Source organism: Bartonella sp. AP331QHHD (genome assembly GCF_042195905.1).
GTDB lineage: Bacteria > Pseudomonadota > Alphaproteobacteria > Rhizobiales > Rhizobiaceae > Bartonella.
Map to the genome: position 1 here is coordinate 1 of NZ_JBHIPG010000062.1, position 19,180 is coordinate 19,180.

The following is a 19,180-nucleotide window of genomic DNA, read 5'->3' on the forward strand; positions in this document are numbered from 1 at the left end:
AAAAAAAATGATTGAGCTTAATAAAATAGAAATTTTTTTCAATATTCTTTGTTTTCCCATTTTATCTCTTCCTTTTGTATTCTTCTACCTTTTCACACAAAGTGATTGTGATTTTGCTTAAATAGCATAGCATTAGACATCAATTTCATTTAATCAAACTAAGCATCTACAAAATAATTTTCTTATACATCAGTCTATATTCGGGATGCAGAGAATCTATAACCATAAACAAAGATCCTCCCCAATATAACTTTCTATATTCATCGCTCCCTATAAACGATCTTAATTATATACTGCTACTACACAAACATCCCTCACAGTTTCATCCTAAAAAAACTGAAGAGCTTTATATGGGAGAATATTTTCATCATGCAATTATGATTAAGCTCTTTTTAGCTTTGATAACACTAAAAAGACACACTTATTTTTCAATTTTACTATAAAAAATACGCGGTGCACTATTCCAAACCCATTTTTTGACATCAGGCGTCATCGCGACAACGCTATATTGTTGAAAGATAAACGCATAAGGTCCTTTTTGCATTAATTCACGTTGTAAATCAGCATAGAGTTGCGCTCGTTTTTGCGGATTTTTTTGAAACAACGCTTCTTCAACTTTTTGATTCATCTTAGCATCAAAATACCCATGCTTCCAACTAGGATAGGCTGTATTTCTAGCCTCAAAACGATTATCTGGATTGAAAATAAGACGTGAAGCCATGGTATGAGGATCCGCAGAATCATTATTCCATCCGATAAAAGCCGTATCAAAAGCTCGAGCATCCACTTTTGAAAATAACTGTGTACCTGCTACACGTTCAATTTTAAGACGTACGCCCGCCTGTGCAGCACTATCCTGGAGTGACTGAGCAAGTAACAAAGTATAAGGAGTGTTTGACACGAGAAAATTTGCCTCAAATCCATTCGGATAACCAGCTTCTGCTAAAAGCTGCTTGGCTTTTGCAATATCAAGTTTAAAGGGTTGCCCCTCTTTTTCATCCAAAGCCCCAAAGTTGCCAAGAGGAATAAAACTGGCCCGTGGGATACCAATCCCTTTGAGAAGCTTCTTGCCAAGACCTTCATAATCTATGAGATAACGCATCGCCAAACGTACTTTTTCCTTAGCAAAAATAGGATTCGTCGTATTGAATCCCCAGTACATCATAGTTGGCACTAACACTCTTTCAACTTTAACATCTGTTGTTTTTTGCAGATCTGCAAGATCTTCAGGTGTCAAATTACGAGCAACATCAATATCATGTTTTTGCAACAACAAACGTTGTGTTCCGGGCTCTGCAACATGGCGAATTAAAATCTGCTTCAGTTTAGGCGCTTGTCCCCAATAGTGAGAGCTTGCACGCAACAAAAGAGCTTCTCCAGGGCGCCAACTTTTTAACTGATAAGGACCAACACAAGCAGCATGACCTTTCAAATACTGATTTCCAAAATCGCCATCTTTTTCGTGTTTCATAATCGTCTTACGATCAAGCAAAGCTGTTGCACGACTCGCAACAATATTATTAAGAATGAGCTCTGCTGGATAAGGCTTATCAAATTTCATCACAACCGTTTTCTCATCGGGAGCTTGCAAAGCATCATCAACATTTTGTTCTGTAATTCCATATTCATTAAAAATTGCCGCATTACCCATCTTCAATTTGACAATCCGCTTCATACCCCAAACAAGATCATTGGCATTGGCTGATCTGCCATCATTAAACTTCAAACCATCACGTAAATGAAAAGTAATCACCGTACTGTGATCATCACCTGAAACATCCCAATGTGTTGCTAAAACGGGAACCATTTTAGCAGGATCATCTGTCGCAGTACTCACCAAGTTATCACAAATATTGTAAATAATTTCACTTCCATAAACATCATTAAGTTGTGCGGGATCAAACGTACTGATTGCATCAAGATTCCAAGCCATCACAAGGGTATCAGCGGGTGTTTTTGCTGAAACCTGTTGTACAACTACGCCCAAAGCCATAAGAGCAGCAACAAGAGAGCTGCTACTTTTCAATATTGTTTTCTTCAAGTTCATAAACTTTTCCCTTTATTTATTTTTATCAATTAATGACGCTGAAATAATATAGCAAATTTATAATTATAACATTGAATAAATACGTTCTAATCGCCTATATTTTTAATCACCTACACAGAGACATCTACTTGATAAATTCATTGACTTACGTCTCAATAAACCATAACGAACATGCAATATATGTTTTGCTAACCAGTATTACATTCTTTTCATAACCTCTTTGCATATGATAATGCACTATATCAGTTCTCTATTAATCATCAATAAGCCTTGTCGCCCCAAAAATAGTGAGCTTTAAAAAAATCATTACGCAAAAATTTATGAATTCATTATTCTATTCCTTTAGGCGACATTTAAAATAAAATATGCAAACTTTTAAAATAGTCATCCCCCTCAAACACTGTTTCAAGATACGGCGCATCTTTACTACATGACAAAAACGACACTGGAACAGCAGAAAGACATAAGAAAATATCTTTTCTAAAACGCTATCCCCCACAAAAAGCTGCTTAATCTTTTGAAAAATAAGTGTCAAAAGTTTTACGTTTTTACCAACAAAACCAAACGCGTTAACAAAGATAAAGGAAAAATGAGAAGAATCATTCCTTCCACGCTTTATCTTTTGAGAAATAAAGCTTACAATAAAAGAATATACACTAAAATGCATCCCCCATTGATAAAAACAAAATTCATTAGACGCTTCCCCCCCAAAAGACATAACGAATATAAACCCTTCTAAACTTTAGTGTGCATCATTGCTTTACCACCATAAAAATAGAACAGAAAACAACATACCGCAATAGAACTCTCGTTTCCAGCGGAAACATACAGAGATTCAACGAAGCAATGCAGTGAATACCAGTCTGTCTGAGCTTAAGTATCCTCCCAAAACTGGAGCTCACACGCAGTAAAATTCCTCTCTAGTGAAGGAAAGTTATCAGATAATAAAACCTAACACAAGCAGCTTGAGTCATTTAACTTCAATTTTTCATCGCTGTATTTTATTTTTATTACCTAGGTAAGCATTGAGCAATCGACCTACATATAAATAAACCGACAGTCATACAAGCAAAGTAAAACAATGCAACAACAGCACCCCATCTAAAAACCACTTTGCATTCGTCAATAATCATGAATAAAATATTCATTAATTATAACCGTCATGTCATTAACAGAAATAAAAAAAACTCTTCTCAACCATTACAAATGCCAAAGACTGTTGCACAACATTGAGAGCTAGTAAAGTGTGTGATGGTGCCGATTTGCTCCTTCATAAGCGTAAAGATGGAGTGCACAATGGATTTACTGTCATACCATTCACGGGCGCCACCGCGAAATGGGTTTTGGTGTACTAAATGTTTCTTTAAAACATACAAGACATTACCATTATCTCACTTCAGATACATAACAGTTAAGGTATCACTTCTTTTGGCATCTGTTTTTTCATCCTCAAAATTATACCTTTATCGTTTTTAGTGCCAACAACAGTAGAAAATCATTAATATTGTATAGTTTGTATATTTCAATTATCTTATACAGTGGAATTGTATAATCTATACATTTATTAAATAATTCAATTATTATCCTATTGATCATTACTCTTACAAAAGACAGTTTGCCAATTTATCGACAAAAACATCCTTCAAGATGATCATTAACAATCCCTACGGACTGCATAAAAGCATAACAAATTGTGGGACCAACGAATGTCCAGCCACGTCTCTTCAAGTCTTGAGAAAGACGAAGAGAAGCAGGTGTCATAGGGTTAGCCAACAGTGTTTGAAAGTCTATCTTTTCATAACGCTCTGATTGTGGTGGCTGAAAAGACCAAAAATAGCGGGACAAACTTCCCCACTCTGTTATAATTTCTTGTGCTCTAAGTGCATTATTAAGCACTGATTGAATTTTTCCTTGATGGCGAACAATGTCTTTATTTTGCATTAACATTTTCACCTTTAGCTCATCGTAATGAACAATCTTTTCAAAGTCAAAGTGATCAAATGCAACGCGAAAAAAAGAGCGTTTTTTTAAAATTGTAAACCAAGAAAGCCCCGCTTGGAAACCTTCAAGACAAATTTTCTCAAACAAACGAATATCCTCAAAAATAGGCTTTCCCCATTCGGTATCATGATAAGCACAATAAAGTGGATCCGTTCCAGCCCATGCGCAACGAACTTTTTCATCCACTCCCTTAAGAAGACCTTCCGCAAGCATGGCATTAACCGTATTAAAAGAGAGTTCCTTGATCATCGCTTGGCGACTTTATCTGCTTGTGTTTTGACCGTTTAGAAAAAACAGGTTCTTGTGTTGCAACACTGATATCTCCATCAAAAAAGCGTAAATTTATTTGCCCTGTTTCAGGAAACTGAACCAATCGTTTAATGGGCTTATGATCTTTCCCCAAAGCCAAAACAAAACCGCGCTCCAAAATATTCTGATATGAAGTGCTTCTTAAAAGCCTAGATACTACCTCTAACCCAGCACGTTGTTTTTCCACACTACGCACAAAAGCACGCTGAAGACGTGCCGTATATTCCTTTGTATTGCGTTGTGCTTTTTCACTATTTAACAAACGCGGTGAAAAACGCACACCAAGTGCATGAAAAGAAAAACGTTTTTTATCGTAGCTTACACAAAGAGCACGCTGCAATCGACTTGAAGTTTCATCCAAACCACGCCGTGGTAAAGCAAAAAGTTGATCGGCAGTCGGAAGAGCTCGTAGAGTAGCACGCAATTTTTGTCGATAAAAATCCAAATAACGCGCGAGTCCCTTGCGCAAACGTGCATCAAGCGATGCCACCAGCACCTCGAGATCAAGCTTAACAGGAACAGCCCGTTCTGCTGCGGCGGTAGGAGTTGGAGCGCGCCAATCAGCCACATAATCAATCAAGGTCCAGTCCGTTTCATGCCCAACAGCAGAAATAACAGGAAGAGAAGATTCATAAACAGCACGAACAACAGCTTCGTCATTAAACCCCCACAAATCTTCTAAACTTCCTCCTCCCCGTGCAACAATAATAAGATCAGGTTTTGGAATAAGTCCACCTAGACCAAGAGCATTAAAACCTTCAACAGCAACAGCCACTTCCCTCCCACTTGTTTCCCCCTGAACACGTACAGGCCAAACCAAAATATGCAACGGAAAACGATCGGATATACGATGAATAATATCACGAATAACAGCACCTGTTGGTGATGTTACAACGCCTAAAATTCGAGGCATATAAGGCAAAGGTTTTTTCTTTTCTTCATCAAACAAGCCTTCTTCTAAAAACTTTTTCTTACGATTTTCAAGAAGTGTCATCAAAGCACCAACCCCCGTTGGTTCAAGAGCCTCAATGACAATTTGATATTTCGATGACCCTGGATACGTCGTAAGTTTACCAACAGCAACTACTTCCATCCCTTCTTCAGGAGGGAATTTGAGCTTTTCCATAACTCCACGCCAAATAACAGCTTCCAACCGTGCCTTATCATCTTTTAAAGCAAAATAAGCATGTCCCGAAGCATGAGTACCACGGTACCCTGATATCTCCCCACGCACCCGTACATAACCAAACTTTTCTTCAACAACACGCTTTAGAGCCCCTGCTATTTCGGAAACAGTGAATTCTGCCACATTTGTTACACCTGTTTTTTCACTAAACAAACTTACCATTTTTCAATTCTTTACGCCCGTTTCTGTGAATCTTTTTGAAACAACACATCTTTAAACTTTTGATTTATAGCTTCATCAAAATACCCATAACACCGGCTAGAACAGCTTATATTTTTAATTTCAAATCGATTATCAGGGTTGTAAAAAAACTTGAAGCCGTTGTACGGGGATGTCTAGAGTCATTATTTCATCCGAAAATTGTATCAATAGAAGTTAAAATATTCAATCCTAACATCCAAACAAACACATCTTCTATAAGAATTCCTGAAATAAAATTCTCTACACAACATAGTAATCCATTCCCGATAGAATTCAATGTATTGCAAAGTATTAAAGAGCTTTGCAATACATCAAATATATCATGACCCTGTTTTTTATATTTTATAAACTTGATACCTTCTTATTTTTCAATTGCACTATAAAAAATACGTGGTGCACTATTCCAAACCCATTTTTTAACATCAGGTGTCATCGCTATCGTGTGATACGTCTGATAGATAAAAGCATAAGGCCCTTTCTGCATAAAATCACGTTGTAAATCAGCATACATTTGCGCCCGTTTTTTGGGATCTTTTTGAAACAATGCATCTTCAACCTTTTGATTCATAGTTTCATCCAAATACCCATGGCACCAACTCGCATAGCCTGTATTTTTAGCCTCAAGCCGATTATCTGGATTATAAATAAGACGTGAAGCCATTGTATGAGGATCCGCAGAATCATTATTCCATCCGAAAAAAATTGTATCAAAAGTACGTGCAGATAGTTTTGAAAATAACTGCGTGCCTACGAAGCGTTCAATTTTAAAACGTACCCCCACCTTTTTTGCATTGTCTTGGAGAGACTGAGCAATAGGCAAAGCAAAAGGATAAGGAGAGGCACCGGCAAAAATACTGGCCTCAAAACCATCCGGATAACCTGCCTCTGTTAAAAGTTGCTTTGCTTTTTGGAGATCAAGTTTAAAGGGTTGTCCCTCTTTTTCATCCAAAGCTCCAAGATTACCAAGAGGAATAAAACTTGCACGTGGAATACCAACATCTTTGAGAAGAGTCTTACCAAGTCCTTCATAGTCAATAAGATAGCGCATCGCCAAACGCACTTTTTCATTGGCAAAAATAGGGTTTGTCACATTGAACCCCCATATGATCACGGATGGCTCTAACACTCTTTCAACTTTAATATCCGTTGTTGCTTGGAGATCTGCCAAATCCTCTGGCATCAGATTACGTGCAACATCGATATCGTGTTTTTGCAACAATAAACGTTGTGTTCCAGGTTCCGCAACATGGCGAATTAAAATCTTCTTCAATTTAGGCGCCTCCCCCCAATAATTGGAGCTTGCACGCAACAAAATTCCTTCTCCAGGGCGCCAACTCTCTAGCTGATAAGGACCAACGCAAGCAGAATGGCTTGCCAAATACCGGTTTCCCATATCACCATTTTTTTCGTGTTTCATGAGTGTCTCACGATCAAGCAAAGCAAGAGTACGACTAGTGGCAAAATGGCTAAGAATGAGCTCTGCTGGATAAGGTTTATCAAATTTCATCACAACCGTTTTGTCGTCCGGTGCTTGAAAAGCCTCATCAACGTTTTGTTCTGTAATCCCATATTCATTAAATGTCGCCGCAGTAGCCATCTTCAATTGAACAACCCGCTTCATGCTCCAAATAAGATCATTAGCATTCGCAGGACGACCATCATTGAACTTTAAACCATCACGCAAGTGAAAAGTAATCACCGTACTCTGATCATCACTTGAAACATCCCAACTCTTCGCTAAAGAAGGAACCATTTTAGCAGCATCATCTGTAGCAGAAACGACTAAATTATCACAAACATTAACAAGAACTTCATTACCATAACGGTCATTGATTTGTGCGGGATCAAATGTACTTATTGTATCAAGATTCCAAGCCATCACAAGCGTATCGGCAGGTGTTTTCGCTGAAACTTGTTGCACAAACATCCCCATTGCAAGAACAGCAGAAACAAAAGAACTGCCCTTTTTCAATATTTTTCTTTTCCCGTTCATAGAATTTTCCTTTTAAGATTTAAGGTTATTGTATAACTTCTCATGTGACAACATGCAAAAATGATAAGATCATGCTTAGAAAACACGCCTCCTAGAGGTAAAATATCAAAATCTCTAAAAGCAGCAGCCACTTTTCAAAAGCTCCTTCCCTCCCAAATACGTATAGAACAAACGAACATATGCAACGCAAAACGATCTGATTAAAATGAAGCTATCACGCACGATAGCACACGACATCACGGCACTTATAATTCAGAGCATATCAGACCAAAATCCTTCCTTGCTTCATTAAAAAGATTTCTTTTTCAAGTTTCTTCTTGCGATTTTCTAAAAAGTATCATCAAAGCGCTACTCTAATTGCTTCAAAAGCCTCAAAACAATTTGATATTTTGATGATCCTGAATAAATTTTTTCGTAACCATTTTCACCCTTCTTCAGAAGAAAATTCGAACTTTATTATAACTCCGTATCAAATAACAGCTTCGAACCTATAGATTATCATATTTTAAGTCATAAGGAATGTAACCTGAGGTATGAGAAGAGTAGCTTGATGTTTCCCCACGTACCCGCATACAACAGTTTTTCTCACCAAAACATTTTATAAAGTCCCCATTTTTTCAGAAACACTAAATTTTGCTTTATTCGTTACACCTGTCTTTTGCAACAAACAAATTTATTACTTTTTATACATATAAATTGAAATATCAAATATTAATATCTATATACGTAGAATTTATCGAAATAAATAACCTCTCTTCCCAATAGAATGTTTTGAAACAAAATTCTCTACACAACATGGTAATCCATTCCCGATAGAATTCAACGTATTGCAAAGTATTAAAGAGCTTTGCAATACATCAAATATATCATGACCATGTTTTTTTATATTTTATAAACCTGATACCTTTTTATTTTTCAATTGCACTATAAAAAATACGTGGTGCACTATTCCAAACCCATTTTTTGACATCAGGTGTCATCGCTACAGAAACATATGTCTGATAGATAAAAGCATAAGGCCCTTTCTGCATAAAATCACGTTGTAAATCAGCATACATTTGCGCCCGTTTTTTGGGATCTTTTTGAAACAATGCATCTTGAACCTTTTGATTCATAGTTTCATCCAAATACCCATGGCACCAACTCGCATAGCCTGTATTTTTAGCCTCAAGCCGATTATCTGGATTATAAATAAGACGTGAAGCCATTGTATGGGGGTCCCCAGAGCCATTATTCCATCCGAAAAAAATCGTATCAAAACCACGCGCATAAAATTTTGAAAACAACTGCGTACCTACAAAACGTTCAATTTTAAAACGTACTCCAACTTTTTTTGCATTGTCTTGGAGAGACTGAGCAATAGGCAAAGCAAAAGGATAAGGAGAGGCACCGGCTAAAATACTGGCCTCAAAACCATCCGGATAACCTGCCTCTGTTAAAAGTTGCTTTGCTTTTTGGAGATCAAGTTTAAAGGGTTGTCCCTCTTTTTCATCCAAAGCTCCAAGGTTACCAAGAGGAATAAAACTTGCACGTGGAATACCAACATCTTTGAGAAGAGTCTTACCGAGTCCTTCATAGTCAATAAGATAGCGCATCGCCAAACGCACTTTTTCATTGGCAAAAATAGGGTTTGTCGCATTAAATCCCCATATGATCATGGAGGGCGCCAAAACTTTTTCAACTTTAATATCCGTTGTTGCTTGGAGATCTGCCAAATCCTCTGGCATCAGATTACGTGCAACATCGATATCATGTTTTTCCAATAATAAACGTTGCGTTCCAGGCTCCGCGACATGGCGAATTAAAATCTTCTTCAATTTAGGCACCTCCCCCCAATAATTGGAGCTTGCACGCAACAAAATTCCTTCTCCAGGGCGCCAACTCTCTAGCTGATAAGGACCAACACAAGCAGAATGACTGGCCAAATATCGGTTTCCCATATCACCATCTTGTTCGTTTTTCATGAGTGTCTCACGATCCAGCAAGGCAGCAGTGCGATTAGTGGAAATATTGCTAAGAATGAGCTCTGCTGGATAAGGTTTATCAAATTTCATCACCACCGTTTTGTCATCCGGTGCTTGAAAAGCCTCATCAACGTTTTGTTCTGTAATCCCATATTCATTAAATGTTGCTGCATTAGACAATTTCAATTTGACAACCCGCTTCATACCCCAAACAAGATCATTGGCATTCGCAGGACGACCATCATAAAACTTTAAACCATCACGCAAGTGAAAAGTAATCACCGTACTCTGATCATCACTTGAAACATCCCAGCTCTTCGCTAACGAGGGAACCATTTTAGCCGCATCATCTGTAGCAGAAACGACTAAATTATCACAAATATTGTTAACCACTTCAATTCCATAACGGTCATTGAGTTGTGCAGGGTCAAATGTATTTATTGGATCGAGATTCCAAGCCATCACAAGCGTATCGGCGGGTGTTTTTGCTGAAACTTGTTGCACAAACATCCCCATTGCAAGAACAGCAGAAACAAAAGAACTGCCCTTTTTCAATATTTTTCTTTTCACGTTCATAGAATTTTCCTTTTAACGTTTATTGTATAAATTCTCCATGCAGCAAAACGTGCTTAATTTAAGTTTAGACGAACGATAGGCTCCTAAAGACCAAACTTTAAAATCTTCAAGAACAAGCACCTCTTGCCAATGACTCCTCTTGTCTACACTTATAAGCCAAACTAAAACATACAAAGGAAAACACTCTAATATACAATGAATGCTCACCAACAACAGAGCTTAATCACGATATCATAACGCCTACTATTGAAGACTATAAAACCTGTATTTTTTCTATCTTGTTAAGCAAGCTTGTCTCGTATTTCTTCCGGCGTTTTCTATACCATCAAAGCACTACCCCTTTTAGCTCAAGTACCTTAATAACAACGAGCCTTCATAACAATTTGACGATTTGATAAAACAGAAAAATTCGTTAGTTTGCCAAATGCAACGACTTTTATTCCTTCTTCAAAAGAAAATTTAATTTTTTCATCACTCCCCGTAAAATAACACCCTCCAAATGACATCTCATCATCTTTCAAAGCAAAAGAAAATATAAACACCATAAAAAACTGATATCCCTTGTGTACCCCCATAACAAAACTTTCCTTCAACATCGCAAAACCTTTGCACCTTTAGCACCACTAAATTCGGCGATATTTGTTACACTTCGTTTCTTTATGTTATACTCAGTTTTTTAACAAATAAATTGACCACTTTCTAATTCAGAAAAATTGAAATATCGATCTTAACATCCACTTAAATACACCTCTAATGAGAATGAAAAATATCTTTAAACGAATGTCTTGAAAAGACATTCAACAATATATCACACATTACCTATGATCTTCGGCGCATTGCAAAGCTTAAAATTTATACAATACGCCGAATATATCATGACGATGCCCTTTATCTATTGAACAGCATTGAAGACACTCTTATTTTTCAATTTTACTATAAAAAATATGTGGCGCACTATTCCAAACCCACTTTTTGATATCAGGCGTCATCGCGATAACAGTATATTTCTGAAAGATAAACGCATAAGGTCCTTTTTGCATCAATTCACGTTGTAAATCAGCATAGAGTTGTGCCCGTTTTTGCGGATCTTTTTGAAACAATGCATCCTGAACCTTTTGATTCATCGTTTCATCCAAATACCCATATTGCCAACTAGGATAGGCGGTATTTTTTGCCTCAAGCCGATTATCTGGATTATAAACAAGACGTGAAGCCATAGTATGAGGATCCGCAGAATCATTATTCCATCCGACAAAAATCGTATCAAAAGCCCGTGCATAAAGTTTAGAAAACAACTGTGTACCGGCCATCCGTTCAATTTTAAGACGCACCCCCGCCTTTGCGGCACTATCTTGGAGTGACTGAGCAAGCAACACCCTATAAGGAGCATTTGATACGAGAAAATTTGCCTCAAACCCATTCGGATAACCAGCTTCTGCTAAAAGCTGCTTAGCTTTTGCAATATCAAGTTTAAAGGGTTGCCCTTCTTTTTCATCTAAAGCCCCAAAGTTGCCAAGAGGAATAAAACTGGCCCGTGGAACACCAACACCTTTGAGAAGCTTCTTGCCAAGACCTTCATAATCTATGAGATAACGCATCGCCAAACGTACTTTTTCCTTAGCAAAAATAGGATTTGTCATGTTAAATCCCCAGTACATCATAGATGGTTCTAACACTTCTTCGATTTTAACATCTGTTGTTTTTTGCAGATCTGCAAGATCTTCAGGGGTCAAATCACGAGCAACATCAATATCATGTTTTTGCAACAACAAACGTTGTGTTCCGGGCTCTGCAACATGGCGAATTAAAATCTGCTTCAGTTTAGGCGCTTGTCCCCAATAGTGAGAGCTTGCACGCAACAAAAGAGCTTCTCCAGAGCGCCAACTTTTTAACTGATAAGGACCAACACAAGCAGCATGACTTTTCAAATACTGATTTCCAAAATCGCCATCTTTTTCATGCTTCATAATTGTCTGACGATCAAGCAAAGCTGTTGCCGGACTTGCAACAATATTATTAAGAATGAGCTCTGCTGGATAAGGCTTATCAAATTTCATCACCACTGTTTTCTTATCTGGGGCTTGCAAAGCATCATCAACATTTTGCTCTGTAATTCCATATTCATTAAAAATTGCCGCATTACCCATCTTCAATTTGACAATCCGCTTCATACTCCAAAGAAGATCATTGGCATTGGCTGATCGACCATCATTAAACTTCAAACCATCACGTAAATGAAAAGTAATCACCGTACTGTGATCATCACCTGAAACATCCCAATGTGTTGCTAAAGCGGGAACCATTTTAGCAGGATCATCTGTCGCAGTACTGACCAAATTATCACAAACATTGCGAACAATTTCACTTCCATAAACATCATTAAGTTGTGCCGGATCAAATGTACTAATTGCATCAAGATTCCAAGCCATCACAAGGGTATCAGCGGGTGTTTTTGCTGAAACTTGTTGTGCAACCATCGCCAAAGCTATAAAAGCAGAAACAAGAGAGCTGCTATTTTGTAATATTTTTTTCTTCAAGTTCATAGACTTTTCCTTTTAAAGTTTACTATATAAATTTCCCACACAACAAGCACATGCTTAATAATAAGGTTAGATGATCCATAAGCGCCTCAAACAAAGTATTATTAAAACCTTCAAACAACACCACTTACCAACCACGGACTTCTACCCATGGCTATAAGCCAAGACAAACCAAAACATGCAACAACAAACACTCTGACATACAATGAATGCTCCCCCCATAACAGAGCCTATTCATGATGTCATAACGCCTACGATTGAAGACTATAAAACCACTATTTTCTCTCTTTTGTCGGGTAAGCTTGTCTCTTCTTTCCTCTCGCCTTTTTATGCCATCAAAAGACTCTTCTTTGTTAGCTTAAGCGCCTTAATAACAAAGAGCTCTACTAACAATTTGACATTTTAACAAAACAGGAAAATTCACCCATCAACCGACATGACCTCCTCCCCCTACAAGAGGAATTTTGAATTTTTCCATAATCCTCTGCCAAATAACAGCTTTTAAATTATATTTTATTTCTAAATAAAAGGAGCATAGGCTCCCCCTGATATTCCTTTACGCACCCACACATAACAAAACTTTTTTCCACATCGTATTTTTAATATCTTTGCTCCTTTAACAACACTCAATTCATTGCTTACATTTTTTTAGAAAAAAAGATCTTTTCAATGCACTAAGGTTGAAATATCTAAATATAATACCTATATAAGCATACCCTTATTAGAATAGATAGTCTTTTTTTAAGTAAACTGTCTTGAAATATTATTTCTATACACGACAATAATAAGTTTGTTACAAAATCTTCAATATACTAGAACTCTCACTCTGATAAGAAATGCTGAAACGTTATAAAATTTCTCTACAAATTCTCGAGACGAAAGGATATCCCTTCATTTAATAAAAGAAGCGCCATGAAAATATCGCAAAAAATGCAATAAAACATGTGTATATTTCAAAAACCAGCACCGTTAACCAGACTAAGGTGATAAACTCAAAAAGTAAGAAAAAATAAAAAAATGTTTTTCCTTTATGATAATAACATCGCTGTACCATGATAATACAATAAAAAACACAATCTTTGAAAGTATATTAAAATGAAGCGAAAAAAAAAATTATTAGATTCTTTTCATGCGTTTCTTGGAGGAAAATCACGCCGCGTTAGTCTAAAATTGCTTATCCTTTCATTCTTCATTGGTATCGTAATGAATTTTTTGGGATGGACACCTCGAAACCTCATACAAAAAATAGTCGATTTTTTTCAATCACTATGGGAAGCAGGATTTATAACGCTTACAAATTTCTTCCATATAACTATGACGGGAGCTATTGTTGTTGTGCCTATTTTTCTTATCTTACGAATTTTTCATAAAAAATAAAAGCCTTAACATTTTCCTTGCGTTAATCTTTTCGAAAAATCAAACGACACAAAAATCCTGTAGTAATAGCAATAATCACTGCAACAATACCGTATAAAAAACGATACTTGTGCGCTGCATAAAAAATTGTATAGGTGATATGTGCTTTAACAATTTCAAGAGTCGTTGTTGCACTATCAATAAACTGTCCATCACGAAAAAGATAAGCACGAACTTTATAATGTCCAACTGGAATATTTGCTGGCAAACGAAAATGCGCTGTGAAAAGTGTGTCAGAACCAAAACGAACCCCACCCACTTCCTCATAATAAAGGCTTTTAGCTTTTTGCAATTTTATAAGTTCATCGCGAAAGATTTGTATTTTTTTCTGATCTTGTTCATCCGTCTGCAATGGCAAATAGAGTAATCCTAACCCTAAGCGTTTATAATCTTCAATGCTCGTAATATCGTCAATTTCACGTGTTGTGACCATAGAGTAAAAAAGAGGAACCTTTTTAAAAATAAGAGAATCTGTATTGACCCATACACCGGCATTGCGTTTTTTTTCTCGCATCACCATTGTCCGATCTTGTCCCTCCAAGCTTACAACAATATCATAACGGTTCTGTCGAGAATATAACGGATCAATATTTTCCAAAACACCAGCAATATAAAGATCACGACCAGCAAAATTTGCATCCACAGTAATCGTATTCGTTGTTACAATAATTTGGACAGTTTCGTGGTCAACTTGATCAATGAATGTAGCTGGCGTCCCAACATGTGACCATGTAGAAAAAGAAATAAAACAAAAGCAACCTGTAATGATGTATAAAGAAAATAATCTACCCATTTTTATCTCATAAGAATATCCAGAGAGAAAAGATTATCAGGGCGTATAAATAATTGAAAAGCAAGACGCATACACACAATCAACACTAAAAATGCAAGTGCCATACGCAATTGTTCAGCCTTTAACTTCCGTCCAACCCGTGTTCCATATTGCGCACCAATACTTCCTCCAAGCATTAACAAAAAAGCCAAGACAATATCAACGGACTGATTAGTCATACTTTGCAAAACTGTCGTGAAAGAAGACACAAATGTAATCTGAAAAAGTGAAGTCCCAATCACCACACTGGTTGGAACACGCAGAAGATAAATCAATGCTGGTATCATAAAGAACCCCCCACCAATTCCCATAATAGAAGACAACAACCCCACAATGAGACCAATCCCTAAAACTGGAATAATGCTAACATATATCATAGATGTCCGAAAACGCATTTTTAAGGGTAAGCGATGAATCCAATTATGTCGACCAGCAAGACGAATATTGGCTTTTCCTTCCTTACGCTTGCGCATCATATCATACCAACTTTCAACGATCATCAAGCTTCCTACACTTCCAAGAAGAATCACATAAAGAAGCGAAATCATTAAGTCTAATTGACCTAACTTTTTCAAAACAGAGAAAACCTGAATCCCGATTAAAGAACCAATCCCTCCTCCAATCGCCAAAAGAATACCAAGTTTAATATCGAGCGTACGTCTTCTAAAATGTGTAATTGCTCCTGTTACAGATGAAGCAATCATCTGGTTAGCACCTGTTCCAACAGCAATAGCAGGAGGAATATTATAAAAAATCAATAACGGCGTGATGAGAAACCCACCACCGATTCCAAAAAGTCCTGAAAAAAAACCAGCAACGACTCCCATACCAATCAAGATCAGCATATTGAGTGACATTTCAGCAATTGGTAAATAAATACTCACTTACAGAACCTTCAAGATAATTTGAGTTTTTTTTTACAATTAGAGAATCCTTCTCCAATTATCCTCTTTTCCAATAATCTCTGTTGCGTGTTTAAAAAGATAATTTTAGTTGCTATAGCTTCCGCACAAACATGAATGCGCAATACATTTCACATCTATTAACATCAACATCATAAAAATTAAAAAAAACGAGCTCCTTTTAAAAAGCTATAAAAACATAACGTTATCGCTACCACAAATGCAACGGTTAAAAAACAAAGAACACCTTTTTTTAGCAAATAAGATAAAAACGAGACATGTTCCCGAGACTGCGTCCTTAAAGAAGAAAAATCATTCTCAATGCAATGATTAGATGCCTGAGCACCCATCATACCTTTTTCTTCTATCACAGCATGCTTCACTACTCCCTCAACCTTTTTAAAAGAAGATTTCAGAGCATCACTGGGCAAAGGGCTTCTATTTTCTTGCTGCAACGTATTTTCAACATTTGTTTGGAGTGAAATTATGCTGTTTTCTTTCGAAAAATTTCGCACCTTTTGAAGTAATAAGTGTTCTTGATTTCCCTCACATTCCATGTGAGCAAGTTTTTGTACAACAGAATCAGGTGATTTTGAACGAGACACCTGTCGTGTTACCGCTGCTTCTTCTAAGCTTTTTTTTTCACTCTGCAAACTTTGAACAATTGTTTTAATCTGCTCTAAAGACTGGAAAAGCTTTTTTTCTCTTTGACGACGTATATAATGTTCAGCCAAAATGGCCCGACTAATATCATCTAAGTAAGATTTAAAATGCTCTTCTACAGAACTCTGCTGCATTAAAGAACGAGGCGAATGCTTCATTTGCATTTGCGCATAAACGGTGCGTAATTTTTGAGCAATATCCGACATCGTTACTTCTACAGAAGTATCCCTTCTGTCTTTCTGTTCAACAAAAGAAAAGACTTTATCGTTCCTAACCTGTTTGGTCGCTTGGTCGATCATATGACCCTTCGTATTCACAAACGCCTACCCCTCATTAACCTTTTTGAAAAGAATCGCAACAAATGATGAGAAAATGTGCTCTATTTTAGTAAATAGAGCTTTAAGAACTTCCAAAAACTTTTTTGTTAGAAATATTTTCCCCAATCTTTATCTAAAATATTTGAAAGAAAGATCTTTAATTTTTCTGTCTTCAAGATTTGAAGAGCAAAATCATTCCCCCATTTTTATCTTTTTCACTTAATTTTTCATTGCATAAAGGACCTATTGCACCATCATAAACAAAGCATAAGAAACTAAAAAAGAATATTCTCACAAGACAGTTTGATTTTTTTACTTTTTATTCAAGCAAATAAGGCAATTATGGCAATGCAAAAATATGAAGATTGAAAATGACGACGAGAAAGTACAAGTAAACATAAAAAAGCTTATACGAAAGAGAACACAAGTTATAAATTGAGACTTCATTCTAAACAATTTGGTTTCTTATGAGTATTGCTATAAACTTGTAACATACAAACAAAGAGGATCATTATGAAGATAATTGTCGCTGTCAAACGTGTTGTTGATTATAACATCAAGATACGCGTCAAACCGGATAGTACAGGCGTTGATCTGTCTCACGTAAAAATGTCTATGAATCCTTTTGATGAGATAGCCGTGGAGGAGGCCATTCGCCAAAAAGAATCCGGTAAAATTTCAGAAGTTCTTCTTGTTTCAATTGGCCCAGAAGCAGCTCAAGAAACTCTACGAACAGGACTTGCAATGGGAGCTGATCGCGCACTTCTTGTCACAACGGATCAAACACTTGAACCCTTAGCAATTGCTAAGATTCTCAAAACCATTGTTGATGAAGAAAAACCCGACATGGTCTTTTTAGGAAAACAAGCAATTGATGACGATAGCAACCAAACAGGACAAATGCTCGCTGCTCTTCTTGGGTGGGGACAAGCAACTTTTGCCTCACATCTTAACATAGAAAATGGGCATGCTACAGTTACTCGTGAAGTTGATAATGGAACACAAACCCTTTGTCTTCCCCTTCCCATGGTTATGACCGCCGATCTACGGCTCAATGAACCGCGTTACACCTCTCTCCCCAATATCATGAAAGCAAAAAAGAAAATCATTGAACAAAAATCTCTTACTGATCTTGGCGTCGATACGAAAGCACGCTTAACAATTTTAAGCGTTGAAGAGCCAAAACACCGTCAATCCGGTATAAAAGTGGCAAATGTAGTAGAACTTGTCAGAGCCTTAAAACAGAAGAACTGCATTTAATATTCTCACCACTAGAGTAAAAGCAACACTCACATAAAAGGGCAAAAACTTATGGCAATTCTTTTATTGGCCGATCATAATACAGAAGAAACAGCAAAAGCACTCACCGCTGCACGCGTACTCAGTAATGATATCGATATTCTGGTTTGCGGAGAAAAAATTCAAACGATAGCGGAAAATAGTGCTAAACTTAATGGTGTGCGGCAAGTTCTTATTGCAAAAGCAGACTATTTAGCCCATCAACTTGCCGAGCCTATGTCAGATACAATTCTCATGTTAGCAAAGGATTATGATGTGATCATGGCAGCATCCAGCAGTACTGGGAAAAATGTGATGCCGCGCGTAGCAGCTCTTCTTGATCTTATGCAAATTTCAGATATTACCGCCATTCTTTCACCCAATACCTTCAAACGACCAATTTATGCAGGCAATGCATTTGAAACTGTACGCACCAATGATTATAAAAAGATTATAACAGTTCGCACCGCTTCTTTCACCCCAACGCCTTCCCAAAATAATTCTGCTCCCATTAAAACAATAACACCAGCTCCCAATCCAAATCTTTCTTCTTTCGTAAAAGCAGAGACAAACAAAAGTGATCGTCCTGAGCTCACCTCAGCACGTGTTATTATATCAGGCGGGCGTGGTCTTGGTTCTCAAGAGAAATTTATGTCCCTGCTTCTTCCTCTTGCAAACAAATTAAATGCTGCTTTAGGTGCCAGCCGCGCAGCAGTGGATGCAGGCTATGCTCCCAATGATTGGCAAATTGGACAAACAGGAAAAGTCGTTGCCCCTGAACTCTATATCGCCGTTGGCATTTCCGGTGCAATCCAGCATGTAGCCGGTATAATGGATGCACAAATTATTGTTGCCATTAATAAAGATGAAGAAGCTCCCATCATGCAAATTGCCGATTACACCCTTGTAGGTGATCTCCACCAAATTATTCCAGAATTGGAGAAAGCTTTATAAG

The 19,180-nt window shown here is 37.1% G+C and carries 13 protein-coding genes; 3 read left to right on the forward strand and 10 right to left on the reverse strand.

The window, feature by feature from the left end:
- Positions 1-421: 421 nt before the first annotated feature.
- The 7 genes from ACFIMS_RS07835 to ACFIMS_RS07865 form a co-directional block, all read right to left on the reverse strand.
- On the reverse strand, positions 422-2,047 hold the full coding sequence (locus ACFIMS_RS07835) for an ABC transporter substrate-binding protein (RefSeq protein ID WP_375638553.1): 1,626 nt from the start codon (positions 2,045-2,047) through the stop codon (positions 422-424).
- Between the two features lie 1,623 nt (positions 2,048-3,670).
- Positions 3,671-4,297: a DNA-3-methyladenine glycosylase I gene (locus ACFIMS_RS07840; RefSeq protein WP_375638551.1), complete on the reverse strand. Its 627-nt coding sequence runs from the start codon at positions 4,295-4,297 to the stop codon at positions 3,671-3,673.
- A complete protein-coding gene (gene xseA / locus ACFIMS_RS07845; RefSeq protein ID WP_375638549.1) occupies positions 4,275-5,705 on the reverse strand; it encodes an exodeoxyribonuclease VII large subunit in 1,431 nt (476 codons plus the stop codon). The genes ACFIMS_RS07840 and xseA overlap by 23 nt, the downstream gene beginning before the upstream one ends.
- Before the next feature lie 400 nt (positions 5,706-6,105).
- Complete coding sequence (locus tag ACFIMS_RS07850; protein ID WP_375696583.1) at positions 6,106-7,737, reverse strand: ABC transporter substrate-binding protein; 1,632 nt, start codon at positions 7,735-7,737, stop codon at positions 6,106-6,108.
- A gap of 908 nt (positions 7,738-8,645) precedes the next feature.
- The gene (locus tag ACFIMS_RS07855) at positions 8,646-10,277 is read right to left on the reverse strand and encodes an ABC transporter substrate-binding protein (RefSeq protein WP_375696584.1); all 1,632 of its coding nucleotides are present in this window, start codon (positions 10,275-10,277) and stop codon (positions 8,646-8,648) included.
- Between the two features lie 356 nt (positions 10,278-10,633).
- Positions 10,634-10,852, reverse strand: a complete 219-nt coding sequence (locus tag ACFIMS_RS07860; protein WP_375612270.1) for a hypothetical protein — start codon at positions 10,850-10,852, stop codon at positions 10,634-10,636.
- Positions 10,853-11,194: 342 nt separating this feature from the next.
- A complete protein-coding gene (locus ACFIMS_RS07865) occupies positions 11,195-12,820 on the reverse strand; it encodes an ABC transporter substrate-binding protein (RefSeq protein WP_375696585.1) in 1,626 nt (541 codons plus the stop codon).
- 1,092 nt (positions 12,821-13,912) lie between these two features.
- On the opposite strand from ACFIMS_RS07865, the gene ACFIMS_RS07870 reads away from it, so the two are divergent.
- A complete protein-coding gene (locus tag ACFIMS_RS07870) occupies positions 13,913-14,194 on the forward strand; it encodes a DUF6460 domain-containing protein (protein ID WP_375621636.1) in 282 nt (93 codons plus the stop codon).
- Positions 14,195-14,216: 22 nt separating this feature from the next.
- On the opposite strand, the gene ACFIMS_RS07875 is transcribed toward ACFIMS_RS07870, so the two are convergent.
- The 3 genes from ACFIMS_RS07875 to ACFIMS_RS07885 all read right to left on the reverse strand — a co-directional run bounded on the left by ACFIMS_RS07875 (position 14,217) and on the right by ACFIMS_RS07885 (position 16,947).
- Positions 14,217-15,026 carry a TIGR02186 family protein gene (locus tag ACFIMS_RS07875; protein WP_273790722.1) on the reverse strand — a complete coding sequence of 270 codons (810 nt, stop codon included), beginning with the start codon at positions 15,024-15,026 and terminating at the stop codon, positions 14,217-14,219.
- Between the two features lie 2 nt (positions 15,027-15,028).
- Positions 15,029-15,949 (reverse strand): sulfite exporter TauE/SafE family protein, encoded by a 921-nt coding sequence (locus ACFIMS_RS07880; protein ID WP_375612267.1) that lies wholly within the window; start codon positions 15,947-15,949, stop codon positions 15,029-15,031.
- 179 nt (positions 15,950-16,128) lie between these two features.
- Positions 16,129-16,947, reverse strand: coding sequence for a hypothetical protein (locus ACFIMS_RS07885; RefSeq protein WP_375696586.1), 819 nt, complete (start codon positions 16,945-16,947; stop codon positions 16,129-16,131).
- A 513-nt stretch (positions 16,948-17,460) separates the two neighbouring features.
- On the opposite strand from ACFIMS_RS07885, the gene ACFIMS_RS07890 reads away from it, so the two are divergent.
- Both ACFIMS_RS07890 and ACFIMS_RS07895 read left to right on the forward strand, forming a co-directional pair.
- Positions 17,461-18,207 (forward strand): electron transfer flavoprotein subunit beta/FixA family protein, encoded by a 747-nt coding sequence (locus tag ACFIMS_RS07890; protein WP_375696587.1) that lies wholly within the window; start codon positions 17,461-17,463, stop codon positions 18,205-18,207.
- Between the two features lie 51 nt (positions 18,208-18,258).
- Positions 18,259-19,179 (forward strand): electron transfer flavoprotein subunit alpha/FixB family protein, encoded by a 921-nt coding sequence (locus tag ACFIMS_RS07895; RefSeq protein WP_375696588.1) that lies wholly within the window; start codon positions 18,259-18,261, stop codon positions 19,177-19,179.
- Position 19,180 lies beyond the last annotated feature (1 nt).